The organism is Streptomyces sp. NBC_00029 (assembly GCF_045160505.1).
Taxonomy (GTDB): Bacteria; Actinomycetota; Actinomycetes; order Streptomycetales; family Streptomycetaceae; genus Streptomyces.
In genome coordinates this window covers 8,561,208-8,586,992 of record NZ_CP108292.1, presented here as the reverse complement: position 1 = coordinate 8,586,992, position 25,785 = coordinate 8,561,208, and the positions used below count along the sequence as shown (strand labels likewise).

The following is a 25,785-nucleotide window of genomic DNA, read 5'->3' as shown; positions in this document are numbered from 1 at the left end:
CCTCGCGGGCGCCGAGCACCCGACGACCACCGAATCGAGACGGCCGTTCGAGCACCAAGTCCGCAGAGCACTACGACAAAAGCTACTTACGCGTCGGGGTGTTCCGGCAGGGCGAGCCAGTCCGACCAAGAGATCTCTCGACCGAGGAAGCGCGGCTGCTCGAACGGCCAGTCGGCGGCGATCCACTGCGGCACCAGCTCGTCGAGGGCCTGTTCGACCTTGCTGCCCACCAGCTCGTCGACCACCCACCAGGAGATCTCGCCGTCCGCACCGGCCCTCTCCGGTGGGTCGATGTAGACGCAGCCGAGCAGAGCTGTCTCCGCCGCGTCGAACAGCGCGTAGTTGAAGGACTGGTGTGCGGCGATCTCCTTCTCGTGCCGCAACAGGTCGGCCTGGTCGGCCTCGTAGGTCATGGTGGCCGCGGGCCAGCCCCAGGCTGGGCCGAAGATGGCCCACAGCCGCTCGCGCGAACCCATCACAGCCGGATAGTCGAGCGGGGTGTCCGCCTCCCGGATCGGCCGCAGGTGATGACCACTGCCCGGCAGCGGTACCAGGACGGGATGGACGAAGTTGTCGGGGAGCCAGCTCATAACGCCCGACCGTAGCAGCGCGCGGCCGTCCGCTCTCCTGGAATTTCCCCGTATGCCACCGGGCTCTGCTCTCTCATGCCGGGCAGTGCCCGCGATCACCCGGTCGAGACTCTCGTTCGATCGACAGACTCCATGATCGGTACGGCAACGGCTGCTCGGTTCCCAGGCATCCGGGACGACTCTCAGGACACAGCCCGATCTCACGATGGCCGATGCAGACCAGCGTGATCATCCAGCTGTCCCGCCTGGAATGGATCCCAGCCTCTGGACGGTTGAGCTTCCGGCCGCCTACGGGGTCGAGGAACTCACTCCTGTGGCGCGACGATGACGCCCTCCCGCCGCAGCTCTACTGCCGTCAACCCGACGGCCGGCATGCCCCGTTGCGGCCTGCGACAGTCACCCGCGCCTCCAGGATCGCGCGCTGATTTCTTAGCATCAGATGCAAACAATTCTCTTGGCCGTCATCCGGCCGACTACAAAGGAGCGCATCGGACCGAACCCGGCACCGACGAGGGTGACGAATCCGTCGTCGGAATATGGCGAAGGTGGTGATTTGCATGCGCGTGTACAGCAGGATCCAGGCGATTGCGATCAGATTAGTTATGAGATGTTCGAGTTCCGGATCTCTCCCCTGATAGGCCGGCCATGCTGATGCCAATGCTGTTTTCCCCGGCGCTCGCCTCTGCCGACGAATACCGATCCCTGACGTCGGCCATCCGGTCGAAGGCGCAAGATGCGCAGGGATTCTTCGGCGGAGCCGGGCGCAAGGAGGGCCAGATGCCCTACCTTCCTCTTCACGTCCAACTGCGCGGTCTGTTCATCGAGCTCTACATCGAGCTCCGCCCACGCAATACGAGCCTCCGGATAGCCGGGTTCCGGAACATCTTCGAGAACGGCCAGGCACCGCCGGAAGCGTACGCCCGCCACGTGCGGGACTCTGTGGCCCCGCCGGGTCTCCACCGAACGGAAGCCCTGCCGTTCGGCGGAAACCGCGCCGACCTGGAGACGGCCGCCGCCGTCCGGCGTTCGGGGATCCTGCTCGGGCGTCGGCCCTTGAGTGACGCGGTCATCTGGCTGCACCAGAACCGGGATCCGCGGAACACCGCTCATGGAATGCTCGTACTCTCGGAGATGCTCTGCGAGGCCGCCCGATACCCCGCCCTGGCCGGTGCAATCTCACGCATCTGGATGACTGGAGGGCGACTGTAGTGAGCTGGAGCTACCTGAAGCCCGCGCACCATCAACCCAAAGCCGTGGGGGCACCCAGGGAGTGCGAGCCGGTATTCAAGAGATTGCGACAGGAGTGGTTTCGTAAAGCACTTTCCGGGAGCGAGGATCGGTCCAGGCACGCAGTTTCACCCACCGTCCCTTCGTGTGCTGCGCTGCTTCAAGCCTCCGCGTGGAAGCCAAAGTGACCGGTGTGGGGCGAAGCCAGGTCACTCAAGTCGTCGCATGGCCAGGGGGCGCGGGTGTAGTGGTCGCAGGCGGGCATCCTTGAGGCTCGGTCAGCGCACCATCAGCCGCACCGACTCATCCGCACCCTCGGCCCGCCCAACACCGGCCCCGCCACAGTTCGTGCCAAGGGTGCGCTACCCGGCCCTGCCCTCCAGGAGGAGTCGCTTCTGGGGCTTGCCCATCGCGTTGCGCGGGATCGCCGCGATGAACCGCACCTCGCGCGGGCGTTTGTGCACCGACAGGTGCGCAGCGACGAAATCGGTGAGTTCGGCGCCCGTGACCCCGTCGGCGACGACGAAGGCGACGATCCGCTGCCCCAGATCCGCATCCGGTACACCGACCACCGCTGCCTCCCTCACCCGCGGATGGTCCAGGAGCGCGTTCTCGATCTCGCCCGCCCCGATCCGGTACCCGCCCGACTTGATCATGTCGGTGGAGGCACGGCCCACGATCCGGTGGACCCCGTCCTCGCCCACCGACGCGATGTCACCCGTACGGAACCAGCCGTCCTCCGTGTACGCGGCAGCGGTGGCCTCCGGCCGGCCCAGGTAGCCCGAGAACAACGTCGGCCCGGTCAGCTGCAGTTCACCGATCTCGGCACCCGGCTCGGCGGCGATGCGCGTACGGATGCCCGCAAGCGGCGTACCGACCGCGCCCGGGTGGACCTCGCCGCCCGCTCGCCCGCTCACCGTGATCAGGGTTTCCGTCATCCCGTACCGCTCCACCGGCCGGTGTCCCGTCAAGCGCTCCAGATCGCGGAAGACCGGCGCGGGCAGGGCCGCACTCCCCGACACCAGCAACCGGGCCCGCGACAACGCTGCCGCCTCCTGCGGAGCAGCCGCGATACGAGACCACACCGTCGGCACCCCGAAGTAGAGACTCCCGCCCGCCTCCGCAGCCGCCGCGTACGCCTCCGGCGTCGGCCGGCCCGTATGCACCAGGCGGCTCCCGGTCCGCAAGGCCCCCAACACGCCCAGGACCAGGCCGTGTACATGGAAGAGCGGCAGACCGTGAACCAGAGTGTCCTCGGCACTCCACTGCCACGCCGCAGCCAGCGCATCGAGGTCGGCAGTGATCGCGGCAGCGCTGAGGACCACCCCCTTCGGCGCCCCGGTCGTCCCGGACGTGTACAGAATCAGCGCCGGATCCTCCACAGACGCGGACGCGGACGCAGATCCGAATGCGGATCCGGATGCGGCCGCCGAAGCCGACGCCGACGTCACTGCGGGCGCGCGGCGGGCGAAGTCCACCTCGAGGAGACGAGCACCAGAATCGCGCAGAATGTGACCGCGCTCCGACGGACCCGCATCCGGAGGCAGCGGGACGCACGGCACGCCCGCGATCAGACCCCCGACCACCGCCGCGACCGTCTCGAGCGACGCAGTCGCCGTCACCGCGAACGCTCCCACCGGAACCCCGGCGAGATCGGCGGCCACAGCCCCCGCCGCGCCGAGGAGTTCCTCGTACGAGGCGGTACGACCCGCAACAGTGACAGCATCCGCCCGGTCCCCGAAAACACCCGTGAGGGCGGTCAGCATCACAGCGGCTCTCCATTCACCAGTGGGCAGCGACGACCACGCCAGCCTACGACGCCAGCACCAGCTGGCCAGTCGGCCCCTACCCATCACCGGCTCGCCCGCCGCCCCGCGAGCTGTCCGGGCACGTCAGCCGGCCTGTACGGCACCTCGCGCATACTGCTGCTCAGGGCGATGCGGGAAGAAGCCCTTGGCGCCGTGCTTGTCGGAGCCGGTGATGGACAGGTAGACACTGCACTTCTGCCCGGTTTCGATGCCCCGGTAGTCGAACCTGATGCCCGGTGACTCGTCGGGGTAGGTGTCGAACTCCCAGGTCGTCGGCCCCGGATACGCGGAGCCGACCGTGCTGTTGGACCGTCCGCACCCCTCCTTCGGATCCCTGACCCCCTCCAGTTCTGCGGAGCCGTCCGGCCGGACGGTCAGACGTCCCCCGTCCGTTGCCGACCAGAGCCCCTCCACATCGGTGACCTTGAGAGGCTCACCGTCCTGGCCCGCCGCCAGCTCGACGAGGAATCCGGCCAGTCCCGCGACGATGACACCCATTGCAATGACCAGGAACCGCAAGCCTTCTTGCGGTCGAACACCCGTCGACATCAGCTACCGAACCCTCCCCTGCAGACCGGTGACCCGGCCCGGCCCGACTCCCCCACACTTGTGCGCCTCCATCATCGTCCAGCCCTGAACCGGCAGGATCCCGGCCCGGACCAAATCCCTGAGCGAACCGAGCGAGTTGGTGGGGAGGACCGAGAGCCTACGGCCGTTCGAAGTACTGGAGCACACCGCCGATCGAGAAGCACAGCGCGCCGGTCAGCGTCGCCCAGTTGGCGATGTCGACATTGACCAGGCTTCCGGTGGCGGGCCTGGTGAAGGCCGCCAGTGCCGACGCCATGAACAGCAGCGAGCCGAACTGGTTCACCGCGACGACCCACCACCCGAGGCTGCGCGAGCGGATACAGGGCAGGAATCGATGGCAGATCTCGGCGAACGCAAGGTGCCCAGAAACGAGGAACAGCACGCATCCGATGACGTCGGGAGTCCAGATCAGCCGGTTGACCTGCTGGACGGAGAGGCCCTGCAGGAAGGAGTCCAGCAGGTTGACGGCGAACACGAGCGTCCCGGAGAACAGGACGAAGGTGCTGAGCCAGTCGAGCCGCATCGGCTCGTATCCCCACCACCTCCAGCCGCCCGTGTCCTGGAAGCCGCCTCCCGGGGCGTGGCGCGGCCCGTTGAGTACCTGGAGGAGCGAGACGTAGCCGCCGAGGTTGAAGAACAGACCGCCGGTGAAGTACACCCAGGCACTCTGGAGCGGATCGCCCGCGCCGAACTGGGACATCGCGGCGCCGAGGGCGAAGAGCAGCCCGCCGACGACGAACGCTCCGGAGGCGACGGTGTTGAGCCTGCGCAGCCGGTGCAGAGCCTCGGGGGTGGCCGCCGAGGGCCGGTCGGCCGTTTCTCCCGGGCCACGGACCGTCAGCGTGCCGCGCTTGCGCGCCGGCCGCGAATCCCAGACCACCCTTTCCCCCTGAGGGCGCTCCCAGGTGAGTCGGGTGGTGAACGGTCCTGCGCCTTCGACGCGCTGCTCGGGCTGTCCCACGGCCCGAGCCTAGTGCCGCAGGGAGCGCCGGTGGGTCAGCGAAACGTACGTACTGCGCTCCGGCGCATCAGAGCCACGGCCCGCCGCTGCCAGCACCGGATCCGGAAGGCCACCGGGGCACTCGGGCACCAAATCCACGGGCAATCAAGGGAATTGCATGAACTGCCGTGCACGCTCGCGCGCCTGCGTGCAGTTGACGGTGTCCCTCTGCCGGGTGACCGAGGCTCAGCGGGAATCGTCCGGCGTGGGCCTCGGCGCAGGTGTGGGCGCGGCGGTCGCGGCGCGCCGGTACTCGGCGTTGATGCGCTGCGCCTCTTCGAGCTGGTCCTCCAGGATGACGATGCGGCAGGCGGCTTCGACCGGCGTGCCCTGGTCCACGAGCTCCCGTGCGCGGGCCGCGATCCGCAGCTGGTAGCGGGAGTACCGGCGGTGCCCGCCTGCGGAGCGCAGCGGTGTGATCAGACGGGCCTCGCCGATGGCGCGCAGGAAGCCAGGGGTCGCGCCGAGGAGTTCGGCGGCCCGGCCCATCGTGTAGGCGGGGTAGTCATCGTCGTCCAGCCGGCCGCCGAGCGAGTCATCCGCTGTCATCTGCACCTCTTCTTGGGACGCGTCGAAGGGCCTTGGTGCCGTACGGCACCAAGGCCCTGAAGGGAATTCAACACCATCTGTCGGCCTCAGTGCTGCGCCGACCTTCTGTTTCCGCTGTCACGCCCTGTAGACGGGCGGAGTGCGGGGATCGCGAATGCCTGACCGGGGACCACCTTCCGTTCGGGGGTCGTACGGTACCCGGGCCGTGCGTCCTTGCCCGGGCGATCCTGATGGCGTCTGCTTCCTCCATTCCTTCGATCTTGGCTACGAGAGAAACCATATGCACGTCGGAACCAGATGTCTACTGTGACTGGGATAGATTTTCTCGTGTTCGACCGTAAGAGATCTTCTCTCGAACAGCGCAGCGCAGCTCAGCGCACCACAGCATCACCACGACAGCAGTGAGGGCCCGACCGCGTGTGCGGTCGGGCCCTCACTGCTGTGCCGCTGCGGTCAGACGGAAACCGGTACGGGCGCGGGTGCCGAAGCGGGCTGGGGCGCGGGAACCGGCTCGGGCGCGCCGAGCATCGCCGAAGCCCGTTGGAGCGGGGTGAGGCCGGGCGCGGGCGCGGCGGGCGCCTGCGGCAGGCCGCGGCAGGTGAAACCGAGCATGGTCATGGCCCGTACGACCTCACCGGCGCTGAAATCCCGGCGGTCCTGGCGGGTGACGACCTGGCCGACCTGCTTGACCGGGTACTGCCGGCGTCCGATGATCACGGACTCACCTTCGACGGGCTCGGGCTTGATGCCCTTCATCGACTCCAGCACGCCGCTCTTGGTCAGGTCGAACGGGAATCGGGCGATGACGCAGCGCATGATGCCTCACAAGGGGAAGTGGAAGGGTTTTCACGCCGCGGCGTCGGCAGAGGACTGCCGTACGGGCCTACGCCGGCCCGCCGCGGCGGGGCGGCGGCGATCGCGCGAGCCGGAGCCACTGCGCGGACGCCGCTCGGCCGCCGGAGCGGTGATGACGACCGGGATGCCGGAGGGCGCCTGGGCGCCGGTGATCCGGCGCAGGGCCTCTTCGCCGGAGCGGACGTGGGTGGTCTGCGGGGTGATCCCGGCGGCGGCCATGAGGCGCGTCATGTCGCGGCGCTGGTTCGGGGTGACCAGGGTGACGACGCTGCCGGACTCGCCGGCGCGGGCGGTGCGGCCGCCGCGGTGCAGGTAGTCCTTGTGGTCGGTGGGCGGGTCCACGTTGACGACCAGGTCGAGGTTGTCGACGTGGATGCCGCGGGCGGCGACGTTCGTGGCGACGAGCACGCTCACGTGCCCGGTCTTGAACTGCGCCAGGGTGCGGGTGCGCTGCGGCTGCGACTTCCCGCCGTGCAGGGCCGCGGCCCGCACCCCGCTGTTCAGGAGGTGGCTCGTGAGCTGGTCCACGGCGTGCTTGGTGTCCAGGAACATGATGACGCGGCCGTCGCGCGCTGCGATCTCGGTGGTGGCCGCGTGCTTGTCGCCGCCGTGTACGTGGAGCACGTGGTGCTCCATCGTCGTCACCGCCGCGGCGGACGGGTCGACGGAGTGGACGACCGGGTCGCTCAGGTAGCGGCGCACCAGCAGGTCGACGTTGCGGTCGAGGGTGGCGGAGAAGAGCATCCGCTGCCCCTCGGGGCGCACCTGGTCGAGCAGGGCGGTGACCTGCGGCATGAAGCCCATGTCGGCCATCTGGTCGGCCTCGTCCAGGACGGTGATCGCCACTTCGTCCAGCCGGCAGTCGCCGCGGTCGATCAGGTCCTTCAGCCGGCCCGGCGTGGCGACGACGACCTCGGCACCGCCGCGCAGCGCGCCGGCCTGCCGTCCGATGGGCATTCCGCCGACGACGGTGGCGAGCCGGAGCTTGACGGAGCGGGCGTACGGGGTGAGGGCGTCGGTGACCTGCTGGGCCAGTTCGCGGGTCGGTACGAGGACCAGCGCGAGCGGCTGGCGCGGCTCGGCGCGCCGGCCGGCCGTACGGGCCAGCAGGGCCAGTCCGAAGGCCAGGGTCTTGCCCGAGCCGGTCCGTCCACGGCCGAGCACGTCACGGCCCGCCAGGGAGTTCGGCAGGGTGGCGCCCTGGATCGGGAACGGCACGGTCAAGCCCTGCACGGTGAGTGCGGCGAGCAGTTCCCTCGGCATGTCGAGGTCGGCGAAGGCCTCGACGGCGGGCAGCGCGGGAGTGATCGTCTTCGGCAGGGCGAACTCGCCCTGGACAGCGGCGGGCCGACGGCCGTAGCCGCCCGAGCGGCTCGGGCCACTGGACCGGCTGGGGGCCGAGCCGCCGAAGCGGCCGCCGCTCTTGCCGGATCCTGCGCTGCTGTTGCGCGTACGGGCGAATCGGTCGTTCGTGCGTGTGCGGTTCATGCGGAACCTTCCTCGATACGGCGCATATCAAGGAATTCCCGCGGCGGTGCAGTGCGCGGAGAATTGCAAGAACGGGCCGAATGGAAATGCGAAGCGAACCTGTCCGGCCGGGCCGAAGCTCCTCGCGGGAACAGGCAGCGCAAAATGGGTGACGCCTTCAGGGCGTGAATCCGGTGTGTGGGCCGGGGGAGGATCCGCGCACGGAGGGACTGCGGTTTCCTCGGCGTCGCCCTCGCAGCTGGTGCGGGGCGGCGCGGCACGAAAAATGCGTGCAGCTGGGGCCCGCACCCCGAAGGATGCGGGCCCCAGCTACGAAGTACGCGTCAGCGTCAGGCGGGAACGATGTTCTCGGCCGTCGGGCCCTTCTGGCCCTGCGCGATGTCGAAGCTGACCTTCTGGCCCTCGAGCAGCTCACGGAAGCCCTGGGCGGCGATGTTCGAGTAGTGGGCGAACACGTCAGCGCCGCCACCGTCCTGCTCGATGAAGCCGAAGCCCTTTTCCGCGTTGAACCACTTCACGGTTCCAGTAGCCATGTCATATCTCCTTTGGGGCAGTACATCAGGATCCGCACTGTGCGGATTCCGTGTCGCCGCGATGATTACCCCGTCCGAAAATGACCGGAAAACTAAAAGCACTCCCAGGGTCAGAGACCTGCTGGGGAACTTGAATTTTTGGGAACCACAACTGCAACTGAGATCGACAGTAGCACGCATCCACACCCGGCGTACGGTGCGAAATTTCACGTCGCCCACTGCAGGAAAAAGCTTCACTGTGCGGTTCGTGTAATTCTCATCGCGCGGGCACAGATATTGCTTGCCGGGCAGGACAGCGATCGGGCGAGCGAGCCCTGCTGCACCCGCCGCGGGGGCGATCCGGCCCCAGTGGGCCCCGGGCACGCTTCGACGGCCGCCTCGGGCGGAGATCACGCAGCCTGCCCCGCCCGGACCGGACGACGGCGACGCCACACCGGCAGCGCCCCGGTCGGGTGGCCGTGGGCCCAGCCGCACGCGGAGAGGGCAAGGACCCCGGTGCGGTGGGTGTCCTGGCAGGAGTCGCCGATGACCCGCGTCCAGCCGTCCAGGGCGGGGGCTGAAGAAGACGCGGCCGCAGGCTGCGTGTGCGCGGGGGCGCCGCGTGCCGACCGTGTGCGCTCCCACGAACCGGACAGCGATTCGGTCGGCAGTCCCATGTCCATGGCGGTACTCCCGAGCGGCCGCGTCGGCAGGGGCTTCAACCTCCCGACCTGCGGTTCGTTCACGGCGCCCGGTGAAGGGTGAGCCAACCGCCGCCGGGCCGGGCCATCGATCTGATGTGTGCGGTTTGTGCGACTCTGTGGGCATGAAGTCCGAGGTCACGGCCGCGGCCTGGGCCGGGCGGCAGGTCGGTTCGGTCCGTGACGATCCCGCCGGGCGGATGGCCTTGATGGAGCGTTGCTACTACGGCCCGTTCGGCAAGGCACCCCGGCATCTGCCGTTCCGACGGGCGGCGATGTCGTTCATGCGCTGGCAGCTGCGGCGCGGCGTGCTGCAGCCGACGTTCGCCGACCGGCCCGGCAGCCCGTGGTGGCGTGCGGTGAACGAACGCATTCTCCGTGACGGCTGCGAGGCGGTGGGCCTCAGCGGTGGGCTCCCCGGGCCGGCCTCGTCGCGTACGGCCTCACATTGGCTGTCCTTCGCCGACCGCCCCACCGCCCGGGCCTGGTACCGGGCACACAACGGGAGCGTGGTCGCCGCCTACCTCGAGAACCGCGGTCTCGCGGAGGCGGAGAACGCGACCGAGCGGTTCTTCACGAACGTCGTCCTGTGCCGCGTGCTCTACGCCCACGCCCTCGTCGCAGCGCCCCGACTCTCTCTCGGCCCTCTCCGCCCCCTGGCCCCGCTCCTCGGTGACCCGAGGCTGGGGATGACCGGGATCTTCCTGCAGCTGTCCCGCGTGCTGCCCGACGAGTACCCGCTCCGCGACACCGTGCAGTCCAATCTCGACCGGGAGGTCGGGTTCGGCCGCCTTCTCGATTTCGGGGTGATCGCTCCAAGACTGCAGCAGCTCTACGAGTGGTCGGCGCGCGAGCTCGCAGCGCCGGGCCTGCTCGACTGCGTCCGGGACGGAGCCCCGATCTACGCATGGTCCTTCGACGACCGGGACGTCTGGCAGCCTCCGGAATCGTTCATGATCCGGCTGGCCCACCGGACGCTCCCGCCACCCGGACGACCGCCCGGGCCGGGGCGGCCGTGACCGTTGCCGCACTGGCTCGGGCACCCGTCGGCAGGTCTTGGCAGGTCCCGGTGTCCGGTGCGGACATTCCACGCAATCTTTCGTTCCCCATACATCGTCACGCACGCTCGGTAACGTCGTCCTCACAAGCTGTCCGGTGTCACCACGAACCGAGCACCGGACGGTGACCGTAGAGACAAAGGGAGCGAGTGCCAATGGCGAACGTTGAGGTCTCCTTGAAGGAGACGATGACCTCGATCGAGGGTGCGATGGGAGCCGCGCTGGTGGACTACACCAGCGGCATGGCGCTGGGAACCCTCGGCGGCGGGAAGGATCTCGACCTCACGGTCGCCGCCGCGGGCAACACCGATGTGATCCGCGCGAAGGTCCGCACCATGGAGATGCTGGGCCTGAACGACGAGATCGAGGACGTCCTGATCACCCTCGGAGGCCAGTACCACCTGATCCGGCTGCTCAAGGGGCGGGACCACGGCGGCCTGTTCCTGTACGTCGTACTGGACAAGGCGAAATCCAACCTGGCCATGGCCCGTCACCAGCTCAAGCGCGTCGAGGCGGCCCTGGAGCTCTGAGCCCGGCGTTCTTGCGCCCACGCATGCCCACGAGTTGAAGAATTCTTCAATCCGACACATTGGAAACGAATCAAACGCGGGCATGCGTGGGCCCCTCCGTATGAATGTATGAGTGACCGACAGGCTGGAAGCCCGCCGCAGCAGCAAGGTTTGAAGCAACAGCAGGAGCGTCCATGGGCATGCAGGTACCCCTCTACCAGGCGAAAGCCGAGTTCTTCCGGATGCTTGGACACCCAGTCCGCATCCGCGTCCTGGAACTCCTGCAGAACGGCCCCGTACCCGTACGCGACCTCCTCGCCGCGATCGATGTCGAGGCGTCCAACCTCTCGCAGCAGCTGGCGGTCCTGCGCCGGTCCGGCATCGTCGTGTCCATCCGCGACGGAGCCACCGTCAGTTACGCCCTGGCCGGCGGCGACGTGGCCGACCTCCTGCGCGCAGCACGCCGCATCCTGACCGAACTCCTGGCGGGTCAGAGTGAACTCCTCGCCGAACTGCGACAGTTGGGACCACAGGCGGAGGGTGCACGCGAGAGGTCAGCGGCCGGGGACCGGACCGGGCGCGTGGTGGCGGACAGGGCCGGGGCCGACAGGCCGTGAGCGCACCGGTCCGAGTCGACAGCCGGCACCCGGCAACAGACGGCAAACGTGCAGGTGGGGCCGGGGCCCGGGCGCCATATTGGTGGCGGGACGATCAGTGCTCAGGCAGGCTGATCCGCATGGTTTCGATAGTGCAGAACGTGGCGATCGACTGTGCGGATGCGTATGAGCTGGCTCGGTTCTGGAGTGCTGTGACCGGTTGTCCGCCGCATCCGCAGTGCAGGCCGGGCGACCGGGAGACCCCGGTGGTGCTTGCGGAGGGTCCGGTGCTGTACTTCAACCAGGTGCCGGAACCGAAGACGATCAAGAACCGGATCCACTTGTGCCTGCGTCCGACGACCTCGCGCGAGGAGGAGGTCGAGCGGCTGTTGAACCTCGGAGCCACCCTGGTCACTGATCGCCGGACGCCCGGCGGCGCGGGCTGGGCCGTACTCGCCGATCCTGAAGGCAACGAATTCTGCGTCCTGCGCAGCGAGTCCGATCACGCGGCAATGTCTTCCTGAGGCCCGCAGGCCCCGAAGCCCGCAGGCCCCGAGGCTCGCAGGCACGGAAGCCCGGAGGCACGGAAGCCCGGAAGCCCGGAGCCGATCGGCATGATCGTTTCGTGACAGGCGGGGCCGTTTGGATCCGCCCATTGTGATCAGACGAGAAGGGATGTGTGGGGAAGGACAGAGGGCGTGTCCAGCGAGGAGGGGTCCGCATGGCAGCAACCGGAGGACGTCGGCGTGGCGGAGGCGTCCGCGTGACGTCCATGGGGCGTGACCTCGTGCTGGCGGTGGGGCTGGTGGGGATCTGCCTGGGCGGAGCGGCCGTCTTCGTCAAGGCAGCTGTGGAAACGGGCGGGGGTGTACCGGTGCTGCCCGTTGTCACTGTGCTCCTCCTGGCCGCCGGTGTGGCGCTGGCGCGGTGGAGCATCTCCCCCGGGCTCCGCCGTTCCACCGCATGCCCGCCGAGTCCGCGCGGCCCGATGGGCCCGGGTGCGCCGGCATCCGGCGCTTCCCCGGCGGCCGAACCGCAGACCACGGACCTGCCCGAGGTGGATTCGAGCGCCCTCGACCACACGACCGTGGACGCGGACGGCTTCGAGCACACGGTCGCAGCGCTGTGCGCTCGGGATGGCTGCCCGCAGGTGGAAGTGGTCGGTGGTGCTGGGGACTTGGGAGCCGATGTGATCGCCACGACGGCGGACGGGCTGCGTGTGGTCATCCAGTGCAAGCACTACGGTGAGGGCAACCGGGTCGGTTCCCAGGACCTCCAGCGCTTCGGCGGCACCTGCTTCGCCGTCCACGAGGCCGATGTGGCCGTCGTCGTGACCACCAGCGAGTTCACCGCTCCGGCCGCCGAGTACGCCGCAGCCTGCGACATCGTCTGCGTCGACGGCGACGGCCTGGCGGCGTGGACGCAGACGCACACGCCGCCGCCATGGACCGCCGCGTCCGCGGCGCGTGCCGGCCAGGTGACCGATGCCGACGCTTAGCACTTGCGCCGATTGACCAGTGCAGAGGCCTGGCAGCGGTTACGGCTGCCAGGCCGAGGACGGCGTTGAACAGGGAGCAGATCTCCGGGACGGTCAAGTGGAGCGCTTCGCTCTCGCGAGCTGAGTGGTGCGGACTGGTGGACGCGTCGGTGTCGCGTCGCCGGCAACGGCGGTCAGGAAGGCCAGGGCGAGCACGGCGCCCGCCTCGGACGGCATCGCACCTCGTGGCACGCCCCCGGGTCGCTCAGTTCTCGCGGCTCGGGAGGATCTCCTTCACCTTGGCGATGGCGTAACCCCACCCCTGCGCGACGGTCGGCTTGCCCGGTACGGCCACTTCCTCCGGGTTGGTCAGTACGTCCAGCAGGACCGGGCCCGGGGTGTCGAACGCCCGGCGCACACTGTCGTGGAGGTCGGCCGGATCGGTGACGCGGATCCCGGTGAGGCCGAGCGCCGTGGCGACGGCGGCGAAGTCGGGGTTGTCGAGTTCCGTGCCGAATTCGGGCAGGCCCGCCTGCTCCTGTTCGAGCTTGACCATACCCAGTCGGCGGTTGTCGAAGACGACGAGTTTCACGGGCAGCCGGTACGTCGCGAGGGTCATCAGGTCGCCGAGCAGCATGCTGAGCCCGCCGTCACCGCAGAGCGCGACGATCTGGCGGTCGGGAGCCCACAGCTGGGCGCCCAGGGCCTGGGGCATGGCGTTGGCCATCGAGCCCAGGTTGTACGAGCCGATCAGGCGCCTGGTTCCCCGCATGGTGACGAAGCGGGAGAGCCAGACGGTGGCCATCCCGGTGTCGGAGGTGAAGACGGCGTCCTCGGCCGCGTACCGGTCGACCGCGGCGGCGAGCGCCTCCGGCCGGATGTCGTGGTCGGGGTTGTCCAGTACCGCGCGCAGCCTGCCGGTCCAGCGGTGCTCGTGGGCGGGGTCGGCCAGGCGGCTCTGCCCCTCCTCCCACTGAGTGAACCGGTCCCGGGCATCGTCGAGGTGTGCCTGGTCGGGTACCTCGTTCAGCAGGGGGAGCAGGGCGCGCAGCGTGGCGCCCACGTCGCCGGCGAGACCGGCGTCCACGGGTACCCGGCGCCCCAGGTGCTCCTCGCGGGCATCGATCTGGACCACCTTGCAGTCCTTCGGGTACCAGTCCCGGTAGGGGAAGTCGGTGCCCAGCATGAGGAGCACGTCGCCACGGTCGAGGGCGTGGGAGGCGGCGGGGTTGCCGATCAGGCCGGTCTGGCCGACCTGGAAGGGGTTGTCGCCCTCGAAGCCCTCCTTCGCCTTCAGGGTGAGCACCATGGGGGCACTGAGCAGCTCGGCGGTCCGGAGGACTTCGGTGCGGGCGTCGCGGGCTCCGCGGCCGACGAGCAGGGTGACACGGGACGCGGCGTTCAGGAGTTCGGCGGCCTCGGCGAGGGCGGGCTCGTCCGGCCGGGTGACGGCACGCTCGAGGGTGATGCGCGCCGGACGGTCGTCGCCGAGCTCCTGGTCGCCCAGGTCGCCGGGCACGGTCAGGACGGCGACGCCGCCGCGGGTCACGGCTGCGCGTACGGCGCTCTCCAGCATCCGCGGCATCTGGTCCGGGGAGGTGACGGTGGCCCGGTGGACGGCGACGTCGCGGAAGAGCAGGTCGTTGTCGACCTCCTGGAAGTAGTCGCTGCCGATCTCCGCGAGCGGGACCTGTCCGCAGATCGCGAGGACCGGGGTACGGCTCTTGGCGGCGTCGTAGAGCCCGTTGAGGAGGTGCACGGAGCCGGGTCCGACCGTGCCCATGCACACCCCTAGGGTGCCGGAGAGCTGTGACTGCGCCCCCGCCGCAAAGGCGGCGGCCTCCTCGTGCCGGCAGCCGACCCAGGTCAGGTCGTCGGTGGTGCGGATCGCATCGGTCAGTGGGTTCAGGGCGTCTCCGACGACGCCGAAGACGTGCCGGACGCCCAGGTCCTTCAGCGCGTCGACGATCACATGGGCCACGGTTCGTGCCACAGCGGTGTCCTTCCCTCCGTCTCACGGGGTGAAGCGGTCCGGGTCGGCCGCCCGCCAGTCGGATGCCCAGCCCTCGGGCGCTGATGCGAGCAGCTGTCGGGGCGTGAGCCATTCGTGCAGTTCCTCGTACGAGCGCACGGTGTGCGGGTCCACCCGCTGGAGCAGTTGGTGCGGGCGCAGCCCGGACGGGCCGTCGACTCCCATCGCCGCCATGATCCTGAGGGCGCTCTCGACCGTGGCCCGCTGGTAGCGCTCGACGCGCCGGGATTTGTCGCCCACGTCGACGGCGCGGGCACGTCGTGCGTCCTGGGTGGCGACCCCCACGGGGCACGCGTTGGTGTGGCAGCGCTGTGCCTGGATGCAGCCGATCGCGAACATCATCGCGCGGGCCGCGTTGGTGTAGTCGGCGCCCTGGAGCAGGCGTTTGACGAGGTCGCTTCCGGTGGCGACCTTGCCGGAGGCCCCGATCCGGATGCGATCGCGCAGGCCGACCCCCACGAGGGCATTGTGTACGGTCATCAGCCCCTCACCGAGCGGCAGGCCGACGCCGTCCGCGAATTCCAGTGGAGCCGCGCCCGTGCCGCCCTCCGCTCCGTCGACGACGATGAAGTCGGGCGTGGTGTCCTCCTCCAGCATGGCTTTGCACACGGCGAGGAATTCACGGCGCGAGCCGACGCACAGCTTGAAACCGACGGGCTTGCCGTCCGCCAGCTCGCGCATCCGGGCCAGGAAGAGGACCAGTTCGCGCGGGGTGGAGTAGACCCGGTGGAAGGGTGGCGAGATCACGGTCCGCCCTTGTGGAACACCGCGGACCGCCGCGATCTCCGCATTCACCTTGGGGCCCGGAAGTACTCCCCCGATGCCGGGCTTGGCGCCTTGACTGATCTTCAACGAAACGCACTTGACCTGCTCGTGTGCCGCCTTCTCAGCGAACTGACGCGCGTCGAAGTCCCCGTCGTCGGTGCGGCAGCCGAAGTAGCCGGTGCCGATCTCCCAGACAAGGTCACCGCCGGGCTTCAGGTGGTACTCGGAGAGGCCGCCTTCGCCGGTGTCCTGAGCGAAGCCGCCCAGCCGGGCGCCGGTGTTGAGGGCCAGGACGGCGTTGGCGGACAGCGAGCCGAAGCTCATCGCGGAGACGTTGAGGAGGGCCATGTCGTACGGCCGGGTGCAGTCGGGGCCGCCGATCCGGACCCTGGGTGGATCGACGCGCACCGCTCGCGGGGCCATGGAGGGGGTGAGGTACTCGCTGCCGACCTGGTAGAGGTCGCGTTCGGTGCCGAAGGGCTCCTCGGCGTCGGTGCCCTTGGCGCGCTCGTAGACGATGCTGCGGGTGTCCCGGTCGAAGGGGCGGCCGTCGAAGTTCCGCTCGATGAAGTACTGCTGGATCTCCGGACGCAGCGCCTCCAGGGCGAACCGCAGGTGCCCCAGCAGCGGGTAGTTCCGCAGGACGGAATGCCGGCGCTGCAGGAGGTCGCGGGCGGCCACCGCCACGAGCGCGCCGAGCAGGAGGACGAGAAGTGTTTTCAGCACACCGCGCGTGTGTCCCGAAGCCCGGCCGTCAACCGCGTCGACCTCCGCGGTGACGGCATCGGGGAGGGCTTCGCCGCCGCGTAGACCGCCGTGACCGGGCCGCTGTCCTGTCGCTGTCGCTGTCGATGCCGGTGCCGATGTCACGACCTCCGCAGGTACCCCGTCCGGCACGTGGGAAGGTTGGACCCGGCTGCCTGTGTTCAGGCCTTGCGGGCCAGCAGTTGAACCTCCTGGAACTGTCGGCGGTCGGTGGGCTGGGGCTCGCGAACCATCCGGGCCACCTCGGCCAGTCCGAACGTGCGCAGCATCGCGGCGAGGTGATCGGGGGACCATCGATAGGCCGGTGCGACCGCGTGATCGAAGACCTGTGTCGGGTGAGACGGACCGTCGCTCGCCGAAAAGCCGATCAGGAGGTGGCCGCCAGGTGCCAGCACCCGGTGGAACTCGGTCAGGATGACGGGGAGTTCCTGCGGCGGAGTGTGGATGATGGACCACCGTGAGAGTACGCCGCCCAGCACGCCGTCCGCGATGTTGAGAGCGGCCATCGAGCCCACTTCGAACCGCAGCTCCCGGTAGGCCTGTTGAGCCAACTCGATCATTGCGGGGGAAGCATCGACGCCAGATGCCGTCAGTCCAAGTTCTGCCAGATGGGCAGTGATGTGGCCAGGTCCGCATCCCAGGTCCGCGACCTGACCGTTCCCGCTCGCGTGCACGGCCTCGGCGAAGACCCCCAAGATCGCACGGTCCAGGGGGCTGTCGCGCAGCGTGTCGCGGAACAGCTGGGCATAGGTGCGGGCGGCGGCGTCGTAGGCCTCGCGGGTGGCGCTGAGGGCATGATGTACGGCCATGGCCGCAACTGTAGTCCTGGTGGCGGGACGAGCCCAGAGCAGCCCTTGCGCCGGTCGGCACCGCTCGCGAACCGTCCTGTACCGCTCGGCGGTTGCGACCACGGTGCATCACGCGGCCCCCTCGCCGCCAACACACCCCCTGGGGCGGGCCCACCAGGCCCCAGCCGTGGCGGGCGGCCCCTGTCGTCACGTCGCCCCATTCGCGCAGGAGCGCGATGAAGTCCTCGAAGCTGCGCGGACGGCCTGCCCAGCCTTCGCACTCGGCAGCGAACCGCCGGCGCAGACCAGGCCGTTGAGGTGCTCAACTGCCTCCGGTCCGCGATGAACAGTGCGAGATCCAGACCCATGGCGGCAGGATGGGCGAGACCCGTGCGGGACGACCCGGCGCCGAACGCCCGCCGCGGACGACGGCGTCCGCGGCGTTCGGATCACGGTCGGCCGATGCCCCCGGTGCCGGCCGGCGGTTCGGGGCATGACGTCACCAGCTCCGGCTCCAGCCCCTGGGCGGGTGTGGTGAGGGGACGGCCGATGTCGCTGCGCCACGCCTCGAAGGCGAGAGTGGTGGCGGTGACCACGGCGAGGCCGAGCAGCCAGCCTCCGACCACGTCGCTCACCCAGTGCACGCCGAGCGCGACCCGCGTGCCGCCGACGCCGAGCACTGCGGCCACGGCGAGAGCCCAGGCAAACGGGCGCCACGCGCGCGGCACCAGTGGGAGCAGGACCAGCAGCAGTACGGCGCAGGACGTGGTGGCCGTCATGGCGTGTCCGGAGGGGAAGGAGAAGCCGGGTGCCTCGGAGACCGGGTCGGGCAGGTGCGGCCGGGCGCGCTCGACCGCCGTCTTCGCCAGCAGGCCCACCAGGCCCCCCGCGACGGCGGTCACGGCTGCCCAGGCGGCCAGCCGCAGCGCGCGGTGCCACAGCAGCCACACCACCACCGCGGCCACCAGCAGGCGCATGGTCAAGGGCCCCCAGGCGACGTGCGTGAGGAATTCGAGGACCCGGACCCAGGCCGGGTGGTCGAGTGCGGTGTGGTGCAGCCACTCGGCAGCGCCCTGGTCGAGGCGGCGCAGCGGTGGCCACCGCGACTCCACCAGGACCAGTGCGAGGGAGAAGGGTACGGCCGCCAGGGCGGTCGCGGCCGAGATGGCCACCAGCCGCATGCCGAACCGGGCGTCGGGCCCGGTCCGCCGCCCGGACACCAGGCGTGCGAGCAGCCGTCGGGGTCGGTGCGCGGGCCGGTCGGATCGCTCCGTCATGGTCGGTGGGGTTCCTTTCGTCGTGCGGCGGGGCCGCATCCGGCCGGGGGGACAACCTCCGACCGGCGTGACAACACCCGGCCGGCAGAGCAGCGTCCGGCCGACCGGACCGTGGGGCCGGTGCCTCAGACCCCCGGGTCCTCCCTGACCGGCTCGGCCACGCCCGCCCGTGCGGCTTCCAACTGGGCGGCGAAGGAGAGGCCCAGGAAGAGGGCGAGTGAGGTGAGGTAGGACCACAGCATCAGTGCCATGAACGCGCTGAGCGGCCCGTACACGGTGGTGAAGGAGCTGTTCACCCCGGCGTACAGGCTCAGCGCCCATGTGGCGCCGAGCCACAGCACCAGGTAGACGGCGGCGCCGAAGGCGAGCCAGGTGTAGCCCGGCTGGGTGCGCCGCGGGGAGCGCCGGAAGACGGCGCTGGCCGCCACGACGGCCAGCAGGATGCCCATCGGCCAGCGCAGTACGTCCCACGCCCGGTGGGCGGCCGGTCCGAGCCGGTACACCTCCGTCATGGCGAGGCCGAGGTCGGAGCCGAGGACGGTGACGGAGAAGGCGAGGCCCAGCGGCAGTCCCGCGAGCAGCGCCATCACCAGGCCGCGGGTGTACTTGTGCAGGAAGGGGCGGTCGCGCTCCACGCCGTAGATCCGGTTGGCACCGCGCTCGACCTGGCACATGCCGGTGGTGACGTTGGCGATCGAGAACAGCAGGCCCAGCCAGAGGGCCGCCCGGCCGCCGTCCCCGGCCTGGCGGCGGCTCTCGCGCAGGGCGTCGTCCACGACGTCCTGGCTCGGGCCGCTGACGAGTCGGCGGATCGTCAGCTCGGCGATCCGCCCGATGTCCTCGGTGTGCAGCACGCCGGACAGGCCGATGAGCGCGATGGCGAGCGGCAGGATCGCGAGAACCGTCTGGAGGGCGAGGGCTCTGGAGTGGCTGAACCCGTCGGCGTACCGGAACCGTAGGAAGGAGTCCCTCACGAGGTTCCAGCCGCCGTAGCGGCGCAGCGCGGCCCAGGCCTCCTCGGCGGACAGCTCCTCGCCCTGTGTCCGCAACTCGGTCTCCACGGCCTCCATCTCGCTGCGCTGCGGTACGCGTGTGGCGGTGCCCATGTCAGTGCACCCCGTCCGGCCGGATGCCCGGCGCGGTTGCGCGGGCGGCGGGCTGTGTCTCCTCGGGCGCCCCTGTCTGCTCGGCCGCCCCTGTCACCGCTGTCACCCCTGTCGCACCGGCCGGCCCGACCGGGGCGCGTCCGGGCAGGCAGACGCGCAGCGCGCCCGGCTCGACGTGGGCGGTCAGGCGGGTACCGGCGGCGAAGGCATCGCCGTCGAGCTCGCGCGGCTGGGGGCGGGCGAAGCGAAGCTCGATCCGTTCGGCGCTGAAGTACTCCAGCGCGCCGCCCGCCGCCCGCCGGTCCGGGCGGGCGCCGGGGCGCTGCCCGGCTGCCCGGGAGCCCGAACGGGCCAGGAGGTGTCCGGCCGCGGCGAGCCATCCCGCGACGCCGCGCGGGTCGAGGAGCACCACCTCCAGCCGGCCGCTGTCGGGACGGGCGTCCGGCAGGAGGGGCAGCCCGCCCTGCAGGGAACCGACGTTGCCGATGACCACCATGCGGGCCCGGCGCTCCAGCGGGGCGGCCCCGTCGAGCCGGACCGACAGGCGCATGCGGGGATCGCCGAGGTGGCGCAGGGCGGAGAGGACGTACGCGGGCCAGCCCAGGCGCTGTTTGAGCCGGGCGGAGGCGTCCCGGACCATCGCGGCGTCGAAGCCCGCCCCGGCCATGACCGTGAAGCGGGTCGGTGCGAGGCCGTCACCGTGGATCCGGCCCACGTCGAGCCCGACGGCCGTGCCGGTCAGGGCCGCGCGCAGGGCGGTGTCCGGGTCGGAGGGCAGCCGCAGATTCCGGGCGAGGAGGTTGCCGGTGCCGCAGGGGACGATCGCCAGCGGGATCCCGCTGCCGGACAGCACGTCGACGCAGGCCCGTACCGTGCCGTCGCCCCCGCAGACGACCACCAGGGCGGTGTCCGCCTCGGCGACGTGCGCGGCGAGTGCGCCCGCGGGCTCCTCGGCGGTGGTTGCCGTCCACGTCTGATCCGTGCCGGGGTAGCCGTGACGGTGGAGCAGCGCCCGGACCCGGGCGGCCGTACCGTCACCGCAGGCGTGCGGATGGCGGACCACCACGGCCCGGCGGGGCCCGGCGCGAACGGCGGCAGCTTGCGGGGTTTTGCCCGTGGTCACGTCCGGCATGAGGTCCGGAGCTGCGCCGTCCGGGCGGGTCCGGGGCGCGGGCAGGCCCGCGGGGGTGCTGCCGCCGGGGGCCGACCGGAGCAGTGCGTACGTCATCACCAGCAGGGTGCACACGCCGTTGAGCAGCCCCGCCACCACGTCCGAGGGGTGGTGCATGCCCCGGTAGACCCGGGAGGCCGCCACGGCCAGCGGGACCAGCAGGAGCATGCCCACCACCAGCCCGCGGCGCCCACCGCGCAGCCGGCCTGCCGCGAGCACGGCCAGCCCGCCGAAGAGCGCCGTCGACGCCCCGACGTGCCCGGAGGGGAAGCTGGAGGTGGGCGGGGCCGCGTCCAGGTGCGGTACGTCGGGCCGGGCGCGGCCCACCAGGAGGGTGACGAGCAGGAATACGGCGGACTGCGCGGCCACGGCCCCGGCCAGGAACGCGGCCTCCCGCCACCGGGCGATCCGGGGCACGAGCAGCAGGGCCAGCACGGCGACGAGCGTCAGAGCGACGATGCTCTCGGTGCCGGCCAGCAGGGACATCCCGTCCGAGAGCGCGGTGGCGACGGCCTCGCGCCGGTCCGCCAGTGCCCGGTTGACTCCGTCCTCCGCCGAGAGCGGCCACCGGCCGGCCAGCGGCCCGGTCACCAGCAGTCCGAGGCCTGCGAGGGACACCGCCTGCAGGGGAAGCAGCAGCAGGAGGCGGCCGGATCTCGTGCCTGCGCTGTGTGCGTAGCTCATTGACGGCGTGTTGCCCGGACCGGCCCGGTCATGCGTCGCGGCAGCTGCGGGGCGCGATCAGCGCAGGTCGAGGGGCATCCGGACGGACATGCGATCGATAGCATCGGCTGCGATGTTGCCTGACGAGGGTGGGGAACCATGAGCGATGACGTCCTGTCGATCATTCCGACTGATCCGCAGTGGCAGCCCGGTCACGAAGCGGTCGATCGCGTCGTCCCGCTCGTCGAGGACCTGGCTCCCGGAGGTTCGGATGGCGTGGACGTGGAGATCGACGTGATGTGGCACGACGCGATGACCGCCGTCGAATGCGGGGGCAACCTGGAGAGGATCGGTTGCCCCTTGTGCCGGGCGGCCATCGACATGGAGTGGTGGCGCGATCTCCTTGAGGCTCACGGCGACGAGGGCTTCACCACCCTCGCGATCGAGGTCCCCTGCTGTGGAGGATCGACCACGCTGGACGCCCTCGACTACGACTGGCCCTGTGGTTTCGCCCGTTTCGAGATAGCCGTCTGGAATCCCGGACGCCCATGGTTCCGTGAGGACGAGCTCGAGGCGCTGGCGGCCCGCCTGGGCCATCCGGTGCAGCAGATCCGGGCCCGTGTCTGAACCGCCCCGGCTCAGGGGAACGCCTTGCAGGGCCGCTCCGCTCCTGAACGTACGCCGCGGCACCGCGGACGCGTGATCGTTCGGCTGCTCCGGCGCCGGGCCCCGACGCCGGGCCGGGCGGGTACGGAGGCCCATGAAGGGGCCCCGACCAGCCTGGGGGGGAGAGGCCGGTCGGGGCGGGCCCTGAACCAGCCGGGGGGGGTGGCTGGTCAGGGCGTATCAGGTGCGGCACGCAACCGGCCACGCGCTCTGCGCGCAGCGGCTTTCGCCGAACCCTTGTCACGGTACTCCTCGCCGGCGGCGCGACGAGCACGCCACGGGCAGCTCCGTCGTCATCCTGATCAATTCGGACTCCGAATCCGGTGCCCGGGCCGCCTTCACCGTCGCCCATTCGTTCGCACGTTCGGATGGAGCCGCTGCACAGTGCCGTGTGGCGGCACACCCTGGCCCCGCCCCTCCCCCACAGCACGATCGGTGTGGCGCTACCGGGGATGCATTCGGCCGAACGTCGGTATCGGACGCAGGGCGCGAGTTTCCCCGCGGTGTCGGGGCATCTGTCTCCCCATGACCATCTACGTCGTCACCCTCCCCGGCACCCTGCTCACCGAGCTGACCCCCGAGGCGCGGACGGAACTCACCCGTGCGCTGCGCGGATCCGATCCCCGCGAGACGGATCTGGGAGCGGCCGAAGACCTGGACCTCCTGACCTTCTATCCCGAGTCGTCGGCCTTCAGCCTGCGTCTCGAGGTCGAGGCCGCCGATACGGCAACTGCCGAGGCCCAAGCGCTGGACCTAGCCACTACGGCCCTGCGAAGCGTCGGTCTGACCTCGGAGGCCGCCCCGCTGGGGGACCCGGTGATCACCGGAATCACCAGGGCGTGAACCACCGGGGCTCCCCGTTCACCCCGTCGACATCGGCCCTGCTCTCCGAGCCGCCGACCCGGCTTGGTTCCGGTACCGCTGCCGTTCGGGCGATGCCGCAGGATCAGCCCTCGGCGCGCGCTGAAGGTCGGGCGCGAGGTCGATGATCCCGTCCCGCGGCCGGGAGGGCTCTTCGCCTGCCCGCACCGCGCACTCCCGCCGGCCGGAGCGTCAGCGTGGCTGACTCGACCGGGTCGCAGGCGCGGCCCCGCCGTCGGTCGCCGGCTTTGTGATGGGCGCGTCGCTGCCGGCCCAGACATAGATGCGCATGGTGCCGGGCCGGAACTCGTGCGCGTGGATCTCCGCGCACAACCGGACTGCGTCGCCTTCGGGGGTCTTCACCTCGTCAGGGCAGACACTGGTGATCCACATGCCCTCGACGAAGGTCTCGGGCTCGGGCAGGCTGAGGTGGCTGAAGCCGTCGCTGCGGGTGTAGCCCGGCGCTTGTGGGTGCCGGTTGCGGACCATTTGGGTGCCCTCCCTGCGAAGCGGCAGCAGGAATCGGTCAGCCTCTGCGGTCGGCACGGTGAAGGCGAGCAGCGCAACGTCGTACTGCAGGTTGGTATGGAGCCCGGCCCGCCGGTCGGTGGCCGCCTCCGGCACCCGGAGGCCGGTCACGCGTGCCGCCCACTCGGGCGTGGCGTTCGGCTCCCAGCAGCAGTTCTTCTCATCCTCGGTGGGATATCGCAGCCCGTACATGACCATCAGGAGCATGCCGAGGACACCAATGATGCACAGGCCCGTGAACACCCAGGCGCCGACGGCGAGGCGCCGCTGCCAGGACCGGGCGGGGACTGCCACACCCTCACCCGGTTCGCCGTGCTTGATCGAACCGCTTGCCGCCATGTTGAACTCCTGTGCCGGACCGGATTGGTTGTTCCGGCCCGGCTCGCCGTCGATCCGCCGGGAATACCCTAATGACCTGAGTCAGAGATTCGGTGGCAGTAGGCGGCGACTTTGTCGAGGATCTCGTCTGCCGTCTTCGTCCAGACGAAGGGCTTGGGCTGGTCGTTCCAGTCGGTCAGCCAGGCCCGGATATCGCGTTCGAGGGCCTGGACGGAGCGGTGGACTCCCCGCTTGAGCTTCTTCTGCGTGAGTTCGGCAAACCACCGCTCGACCAGGTTCAGCCAGGACGCACTGGTCGGCGTGAAGTGCAGGTGGAAGCGAGGGTGCGCCAGCAGCCACTTCTTCACGTCCGGCGTCTTGTGGGTCGCGTAGTTGTCGAGGATCAGATGGACCTGGAGACCGGCCGGGACCTCCTTGTCGAGCTTGGCCAGGAACTTCTTGAACTCGGCGGCCCGGTGGCGGCGGTGGAGCGAGCCGATGACCTTGCCGCTGGCGACTTCGAGGGCAGCGAAGAGGGTGGTGGTGCCGGCGCGGATGTAGTCGTGGCTGCGACGCTCTGGAACACCGGGCATCATCGGCAGGACCGGCTGGGACCGGTCCAGGGCCTGGATCTGCGACTTCTCGTCCACGCAGAGGACCAGAGCCTTCTCCGGCGGGTCGAGATAGAGGCCGACGACGTCACGGACCTTGTCGATGAACAGCGGATCCGTCGACAGCTTGAACGTCTGTGTCCGGTGCGGTGCCAGTGCGAACGCCCGCCAGATCCTGGAGACCGTCGACTGCGACATGCCCGTGGCCGCGGCCATCGACCTGGTCGACCAGTGCGTCGCGTTCTTCGGCGTCTCTTCCAGGGTTTTGACGATCACCCGCTCGACATCCGCATCGGTGATCTTCCGCGGGACACCCGGCCGCGGCTCGTCGCCCAGCCCGTCCAGGCCGTGCTCGAGGAAGCGCCGCCGCCAGGTGCGGACCGTGTCCGGAGCGATCCGCAGCCGCCGCGACACTTCCATGACCGAGTGCCCCTCCGCGCACTCCAACACGATCCGCGACCGCTGAGCCAACGCCTGGGCCGTCGTGCGACGACGTAACCAGCCCTCCAGCACAGCACGCTGGGCGTCAGTGACCGACAACGGCGGAATCTTCGGACCCGGACGACTCATACCGAACTAACGACAAACCTCAGACTCAGGTCACTAAGGGCTGTCTTGCCGATCAACCCGCGAGCCCTGCGTGATCGGCAAGACGGCTAGGCCGTCTCTTTCGGATCATTCGATCGCTGGTCTGGCATGTACGCCCAGCCAGTCCTCGTGAGGGCTTCACCGGCGTCGGCCGAGAAGGGCAGCTTGCTCCTTCTTGAGTCGCGCGAAGCGCGTCGTGGTGTACTCCTTCAGCTCCGGTCCCGGGAACTGGATGACGGACTTGTATTCGCCGAACTCTCCACATGCCCAGCGCGCAGCAGTGATCTCGTAGCCAGAGACGTGGGCGCACAGGTCAAGCAGGACCGGCGGCATCTCCTCCTCGATGAGGAGGTCGGCCTTGGCGACGACCACGTCGCGCATTTTCTGGATGTTGGGCAGGAAGACGGTCGTGGCCCAGGTGCGCCACTCGGCGATCTCCTCCTCGGTGGGGGGTATGTCGTGGTCGAAGGGGTGGACCCCATCAGGGCGGACATATCTCTCGCAAAACGCCTCGTAGGCACGGCTGTTAGCCTCCGTGAGTGCGAAGAGGGGGCCGTAGAAGTCGCTCAGCTGCTGGTTCACTCGGGCGAGCCGGGCCTGTCGCTGCGCGAGCCTCAGCCCGTTGAGGTACGTCGCCAGGTAGCCGGCGAAGGCCAGACTGGCGGTCAAGATCACTGTGTTCATGAGG

At 70.0% G+C, this 25,785-nt stretch carries 26 protein-coding genes; 8 read left to right on the top strand and 18 right to left on the bottom strand.

What is annotated here, in order from left to right; genetic code table 11:
- Positions 1 to 86: 86 nt before the first annotated feature.
- A complete protein-coding gene (locus OG753_RS39545) occupies positions 87 to 590 on the bottom strand; it encodes an N-acetyltransferase (protein ID WP_405792451.1) in 504 nt (167 codons plus the stop codon).
- Between the two features lie 645 nt (positions 591 to 1,235).
- On the opposite strand from OG753_RS39545, the gene OG753_RS39540 reads away from it, so the two are divergent.
- A complete protein-coding gene (locus OG753_RS39540; protein ID WP_405792449.1) occupies positions 1,236 to 1,799 on the top strand; it encodes a ribosome-inactivating family protein in 564 nt (187 codons plus the stop codon).
- Positions 1,800 to 2,179: 380 nt separating this feature from the next.
- Here the strand turns inward: OG753_RS39540 and OG753_RS39535 are convergent, their stop codons facing one another.
- The 8 genes from OG753_RS39535 to OG753_RS39500 form a co-directional block, all read right to left on the bottom strand.
- A complete protein-coding gene (locus OG753_RS39535) occupies positions 2,180 to 3,583 on the bottom strand; it encodes an AMP-binding protein (RefSeq protein WP_405792447.1) in 1,404 nt (467 codons plus the stop codon).
- Positions 3,584 to 3,709: 126 nt separating this feature from the next.
- Positions 3,710 to 4,123: a hypothetical protein gene (locus tag OG753_RS39530; RefSeq protein WP_405792445.1), complete on the bottom strand. Its 414-nt coding sequence runs from the start codon at positions 4,121 to 4,123 to the stop codon at positions 3,710 to 3,712.
- Between the two features lie 208 nt (positions 4,124 to 4,331).
- The gene (locus OG753_RS39525; protein ID WP_405792443.1) at positions 4,332 to 5,174 is read right to left on the bottom strand and encodes a hypothetical protein; all 843 of its coding nucleotides are present in this window, start codon (positions 5,172 to 5,174) and stop codon (positions 4,332 to 4,334) included.
- 225 nt (positions 5,175 to 5,399) lie between these two features.
- Complete coding sequence (locus tag OG753_RS39520; RefSeq protein WP_405792441.1) at positions 5,400 to 5,762, bottom strand: MerR family transcriptional regulator; 363 nt, start codon at positions 5,760 to 5,762, stop codon at positions 5,400 to 5,402.
- Between the two features lie 453 nt (positions 5,763 to 6,215).
- A complete protein-coding gene (locus tag OG753_RS39515; protein ID WP_401284115.1) occupies positions 6,216 to 6,578 on the bottom strand; it encodes an SCO5918 family protein in 363 nt (120 codons plus the stop codon).
- A 30-nt stretch (positions 6,579 to 6,608) separates the two neighbouring features.
- Complete coding sequence (locus OG753_RS39510; RefSeq protein WP_405792439.1) at positions 6,609 to 8,105, bottom strand: DEAD/DEAH box helicase; 1,497 nt, start codon at positions 8,103 to 8,105, stop codon at positions 6,609 to 6,611.
- A gap of 329 nt (positions 8,106 to 8,434) precedes the next feature.
- Complete coding sequence (locus OG753_RS39505; protein WP_004986771.1) at positions 8,435 to 8,638, bottom strand: cold-shock protein; 204 nt, start codon at positions 8,636 to 8,638, stop codon at positions 8,435 to 8,437.
- A gap of 389 nt (positions 8,639 to 9,027) precedes the next feature.
- Positions 9,028 to 9,300, bottom strand: a complete 273-nt coding sequence (locus OG753_RS39500; protein WP_405792437.1) for a hypothetical protein — start codon at positions 9,298 to 9,300, stop codon at positions 9,028 to 9,030.
- A 143-nt stretch (positions 9,301 to 9,443) separates the two neighbouring features.
- Between OG753_RS39500 and OG753_RS39495 the strand changes: the two genes are divergently transcribed.
- The 5 genes from OG753_RS39495 to OG753_RS39475 all read left to right on the top strand — a co-directional run bounded on the left by OG753_RS39495 (position 9,444) and on the right by OG753_RS39475 (position 12,979).
- On the top strand, positions 9,444 to 10,337 hold the full coding sequence (locus OG753_RS39495; RefSeq protein WP_405792435.1) for a hypothetical protein: 894 nt from the start codon (positions 9,444 to 9,446) through the stop codon (positions 10,335 to 10,337).
- A 194-nt stretch (positions 10,338 to 10,531) separates the two neighbouring features.
- Complete coding sequence (locus tag OG753_RS39490; RefSeq protein ID WP_327266584.1) at positions 10,532 to 10,906, top strand: hypothetical protein; 375 nt, start codon at positions 10,532 to 10,534, stop codon at positions 10,904 to 10,906.
- A 179-nt stretch (positions 10,907 to 11,085) separates the two neighbouring features.
- Positions 11,086 to 11,502: a metalloregulator ArsR/SmtB family transcription factor gene (locus tag OG753_RS39485; RefSeq protein WP_327267065.1), complete on the top strand. Its 417-nt coding sequence runs from the start codon at positions 11,086 to 11,088 to the stop codon at positions 11,500 to 11,502.
- 119 nt (positions 11,503 to 11,621) lie between these two features.
- On the top strand, positions 11,622 to 12,005 hold the full coding sequence (locus OG753_RS39480; RefSeq protein WP_405792433.1) for a VOC family protein: 384 nt from the start codon (positions 11,622 to 11,624) through the stop codon (positions 12,003 to 12,005).
- Between the two features lie 197 nt (positions 12,006 to 12,202).
- Positions 12,203 to 12,979 carry a restriction endonuclease gene (locus tag OG753_RS39475; RefSeq protein ID WP_405792431.1) on the top strand — a complete coding sequence of 259 codons (777 nt, stop codon included), beginning with the start codon at positions 12,203 to 12,205 and terminating at the stop codon, positions 12,977 to 12,979.
- Between the two features lie 244 nt (positions 12,980 to 13,223).
- Here the strand turns inward: OG753_RS39475 and OG753_RS39470 are convergent, their stop codons facing one another.
- The 6 genes from OG753_RS39470 to OG753_RS39445 all read right to left on the bottom strand — a co-directional run bounded on the left by OG753_RS39470 (position 13,224) and on the right by OG753_RS39445 (position 21,546).
- Complete coding sequence (locus OG753_RS39470; RefSeq protein WP_405792429.1) at positions 13,224 to 14,951, bottom strand: thiamine pyrophosphate-dependent enzyme; 1,728 nt, start codon at positions 14,949 to 14,951, stop codon at positions 13,224 to 13,226.
- A gap of 21 nt (positions 14,952 to 14,972) precedes the next feature.
- Positions 14,973 to 16,481 (bottom strand): FMN-binding glutamate synthase family protein, encoded by a 1,509-nt coding sequence (locus tag OG753_RS39465; protein ID WP_405792427.1) that lies wholly within the window; start codon positions 16,479 to 16,481, stop codon positions 14,973 to 14,975.
- Positions 16,482 to 16,681: 200 nt separating this feature from the next.
- Positions 16,682 to 17,329, bottom strand: coding sequence for a class I SAM-dependent methyltransferase (locus OG753_RS39460; protein ID WP_405792425.1), 648 nt, complete (start codon positions 17,327 to 17,329; stop codon positions 16,682 to 16,684).
- 428 nt (positions 17,330 to 17,757) lie between these two features.
- Positions 17,758 to 18,585, bottom strand: coding sequence for a phosphatase PAP2 family protein (locus OG753_RS39455; protein WP_405792423.1), 828 nt, complete (start codon positions 18,583 to 18,585; stop codon positions 17,758 to 17,760).
- Positions 18,586 to 18,710: 125 nt separating this feature from the next.
- Positions 18,711 to 19,691, bottom strand: a complete 981-nt coding sequence (locus OG753_RS39450) for a YihY/virulence factor BrkB family protein (protein WP_405792421.1) — start codon at positions 19,689 to 19,691, stop codon at positions 18,711 to 18,713.
- 1 nt (position 19,692) lies between these two features.
- The gene (locus OG753_RS39445) at positions 19,693 to 21,546 is read right to left on the bottom strand and encodes a diacylglycerol kinase family protein (RefSeq protein ID WP_405792419.1); all 1,854 of its coding nucleotides are present in this window, start codon (positions 21,544 to 21,546) and stop codon (positions 19,693 to 19,695) included.
- 138 nt (positions 21,547 to 21,684) lie between these two features.
- Here OG753_RS39445 and OG753_RS39440 point away from each other — a divergent pair, with 138 nt between their 5' ends.
- A complete protein-coding gene (locus tag OG753_RS39440) occupies positions 21,685 to 22,152 on the top strand; it encodes a hypothetical protein (RefSeq protein WP_327266578.1) in 468 nt (155 codons plus the stop codon).
- A gap of 564 nt (positions 22,153 to 22,716) precedes the next feature.
- Positions 22,717 to 23,034 (top strand): hypothetical protein, encoded by a 318-nt coding sequence (locus tag OG753_RS39435; protein WP_327266577.1) that lies wholly within the window; start codon positions 22,717 to 22,719, stop codon positions 23,032 to 23,034.
- 210 nt (positions 23,035 to 23,244) lie between these two features.
- Here the strand turns inward: OG753_RS39435 and OG753_RS39430 are convergent, their stop codons facing one another.
- The 3 genes from OG753_RS39430 to OG753_RS39420 form a co-directional block, all read right to left on the bottom strand.
- Positions 23,245 to 23,919 (bottom strand): hypothetical protein, encoded by a 675-nt coding sequence (locus OG753_RS39430; protein ID WP_405792417.1) that lies wholly within the window; start codon positions 23,917 to 23,919, stop codon positions 23,245 to 23,247.
- 68 nt (positions 23,920 to 23,987) lie between these two features.
- Positions 23,988 to 25,079 carry an IS630 family transposase gene (locus OG753_RS39425; protein WP_405787552.1) on the bottom strand — a complete coding sequence of 364 codons (1,092 nt, stop codon included), beginning with the start codon at positions 25,077 to 25,079 and terminating at the stop codon, positions 23,988 to 23,990.
- A 156-nt stretch (positions 25,080 to 25,235) separates the two neighbouring features.
- Positions 25,236 to 25,781: a hypothetical protein gene (locus tag OG753_RS39420; protein WP_405792415.1), complete on the bottom strand. Its 546-nt coding sequence runs from the start codon at positions 25,779 to 25,781 to the stop codon at positions 25,236 to 25,238.
- Between the last annotated feature and the right edge of the window lie 4 nt (positions 25,782 to 25,785).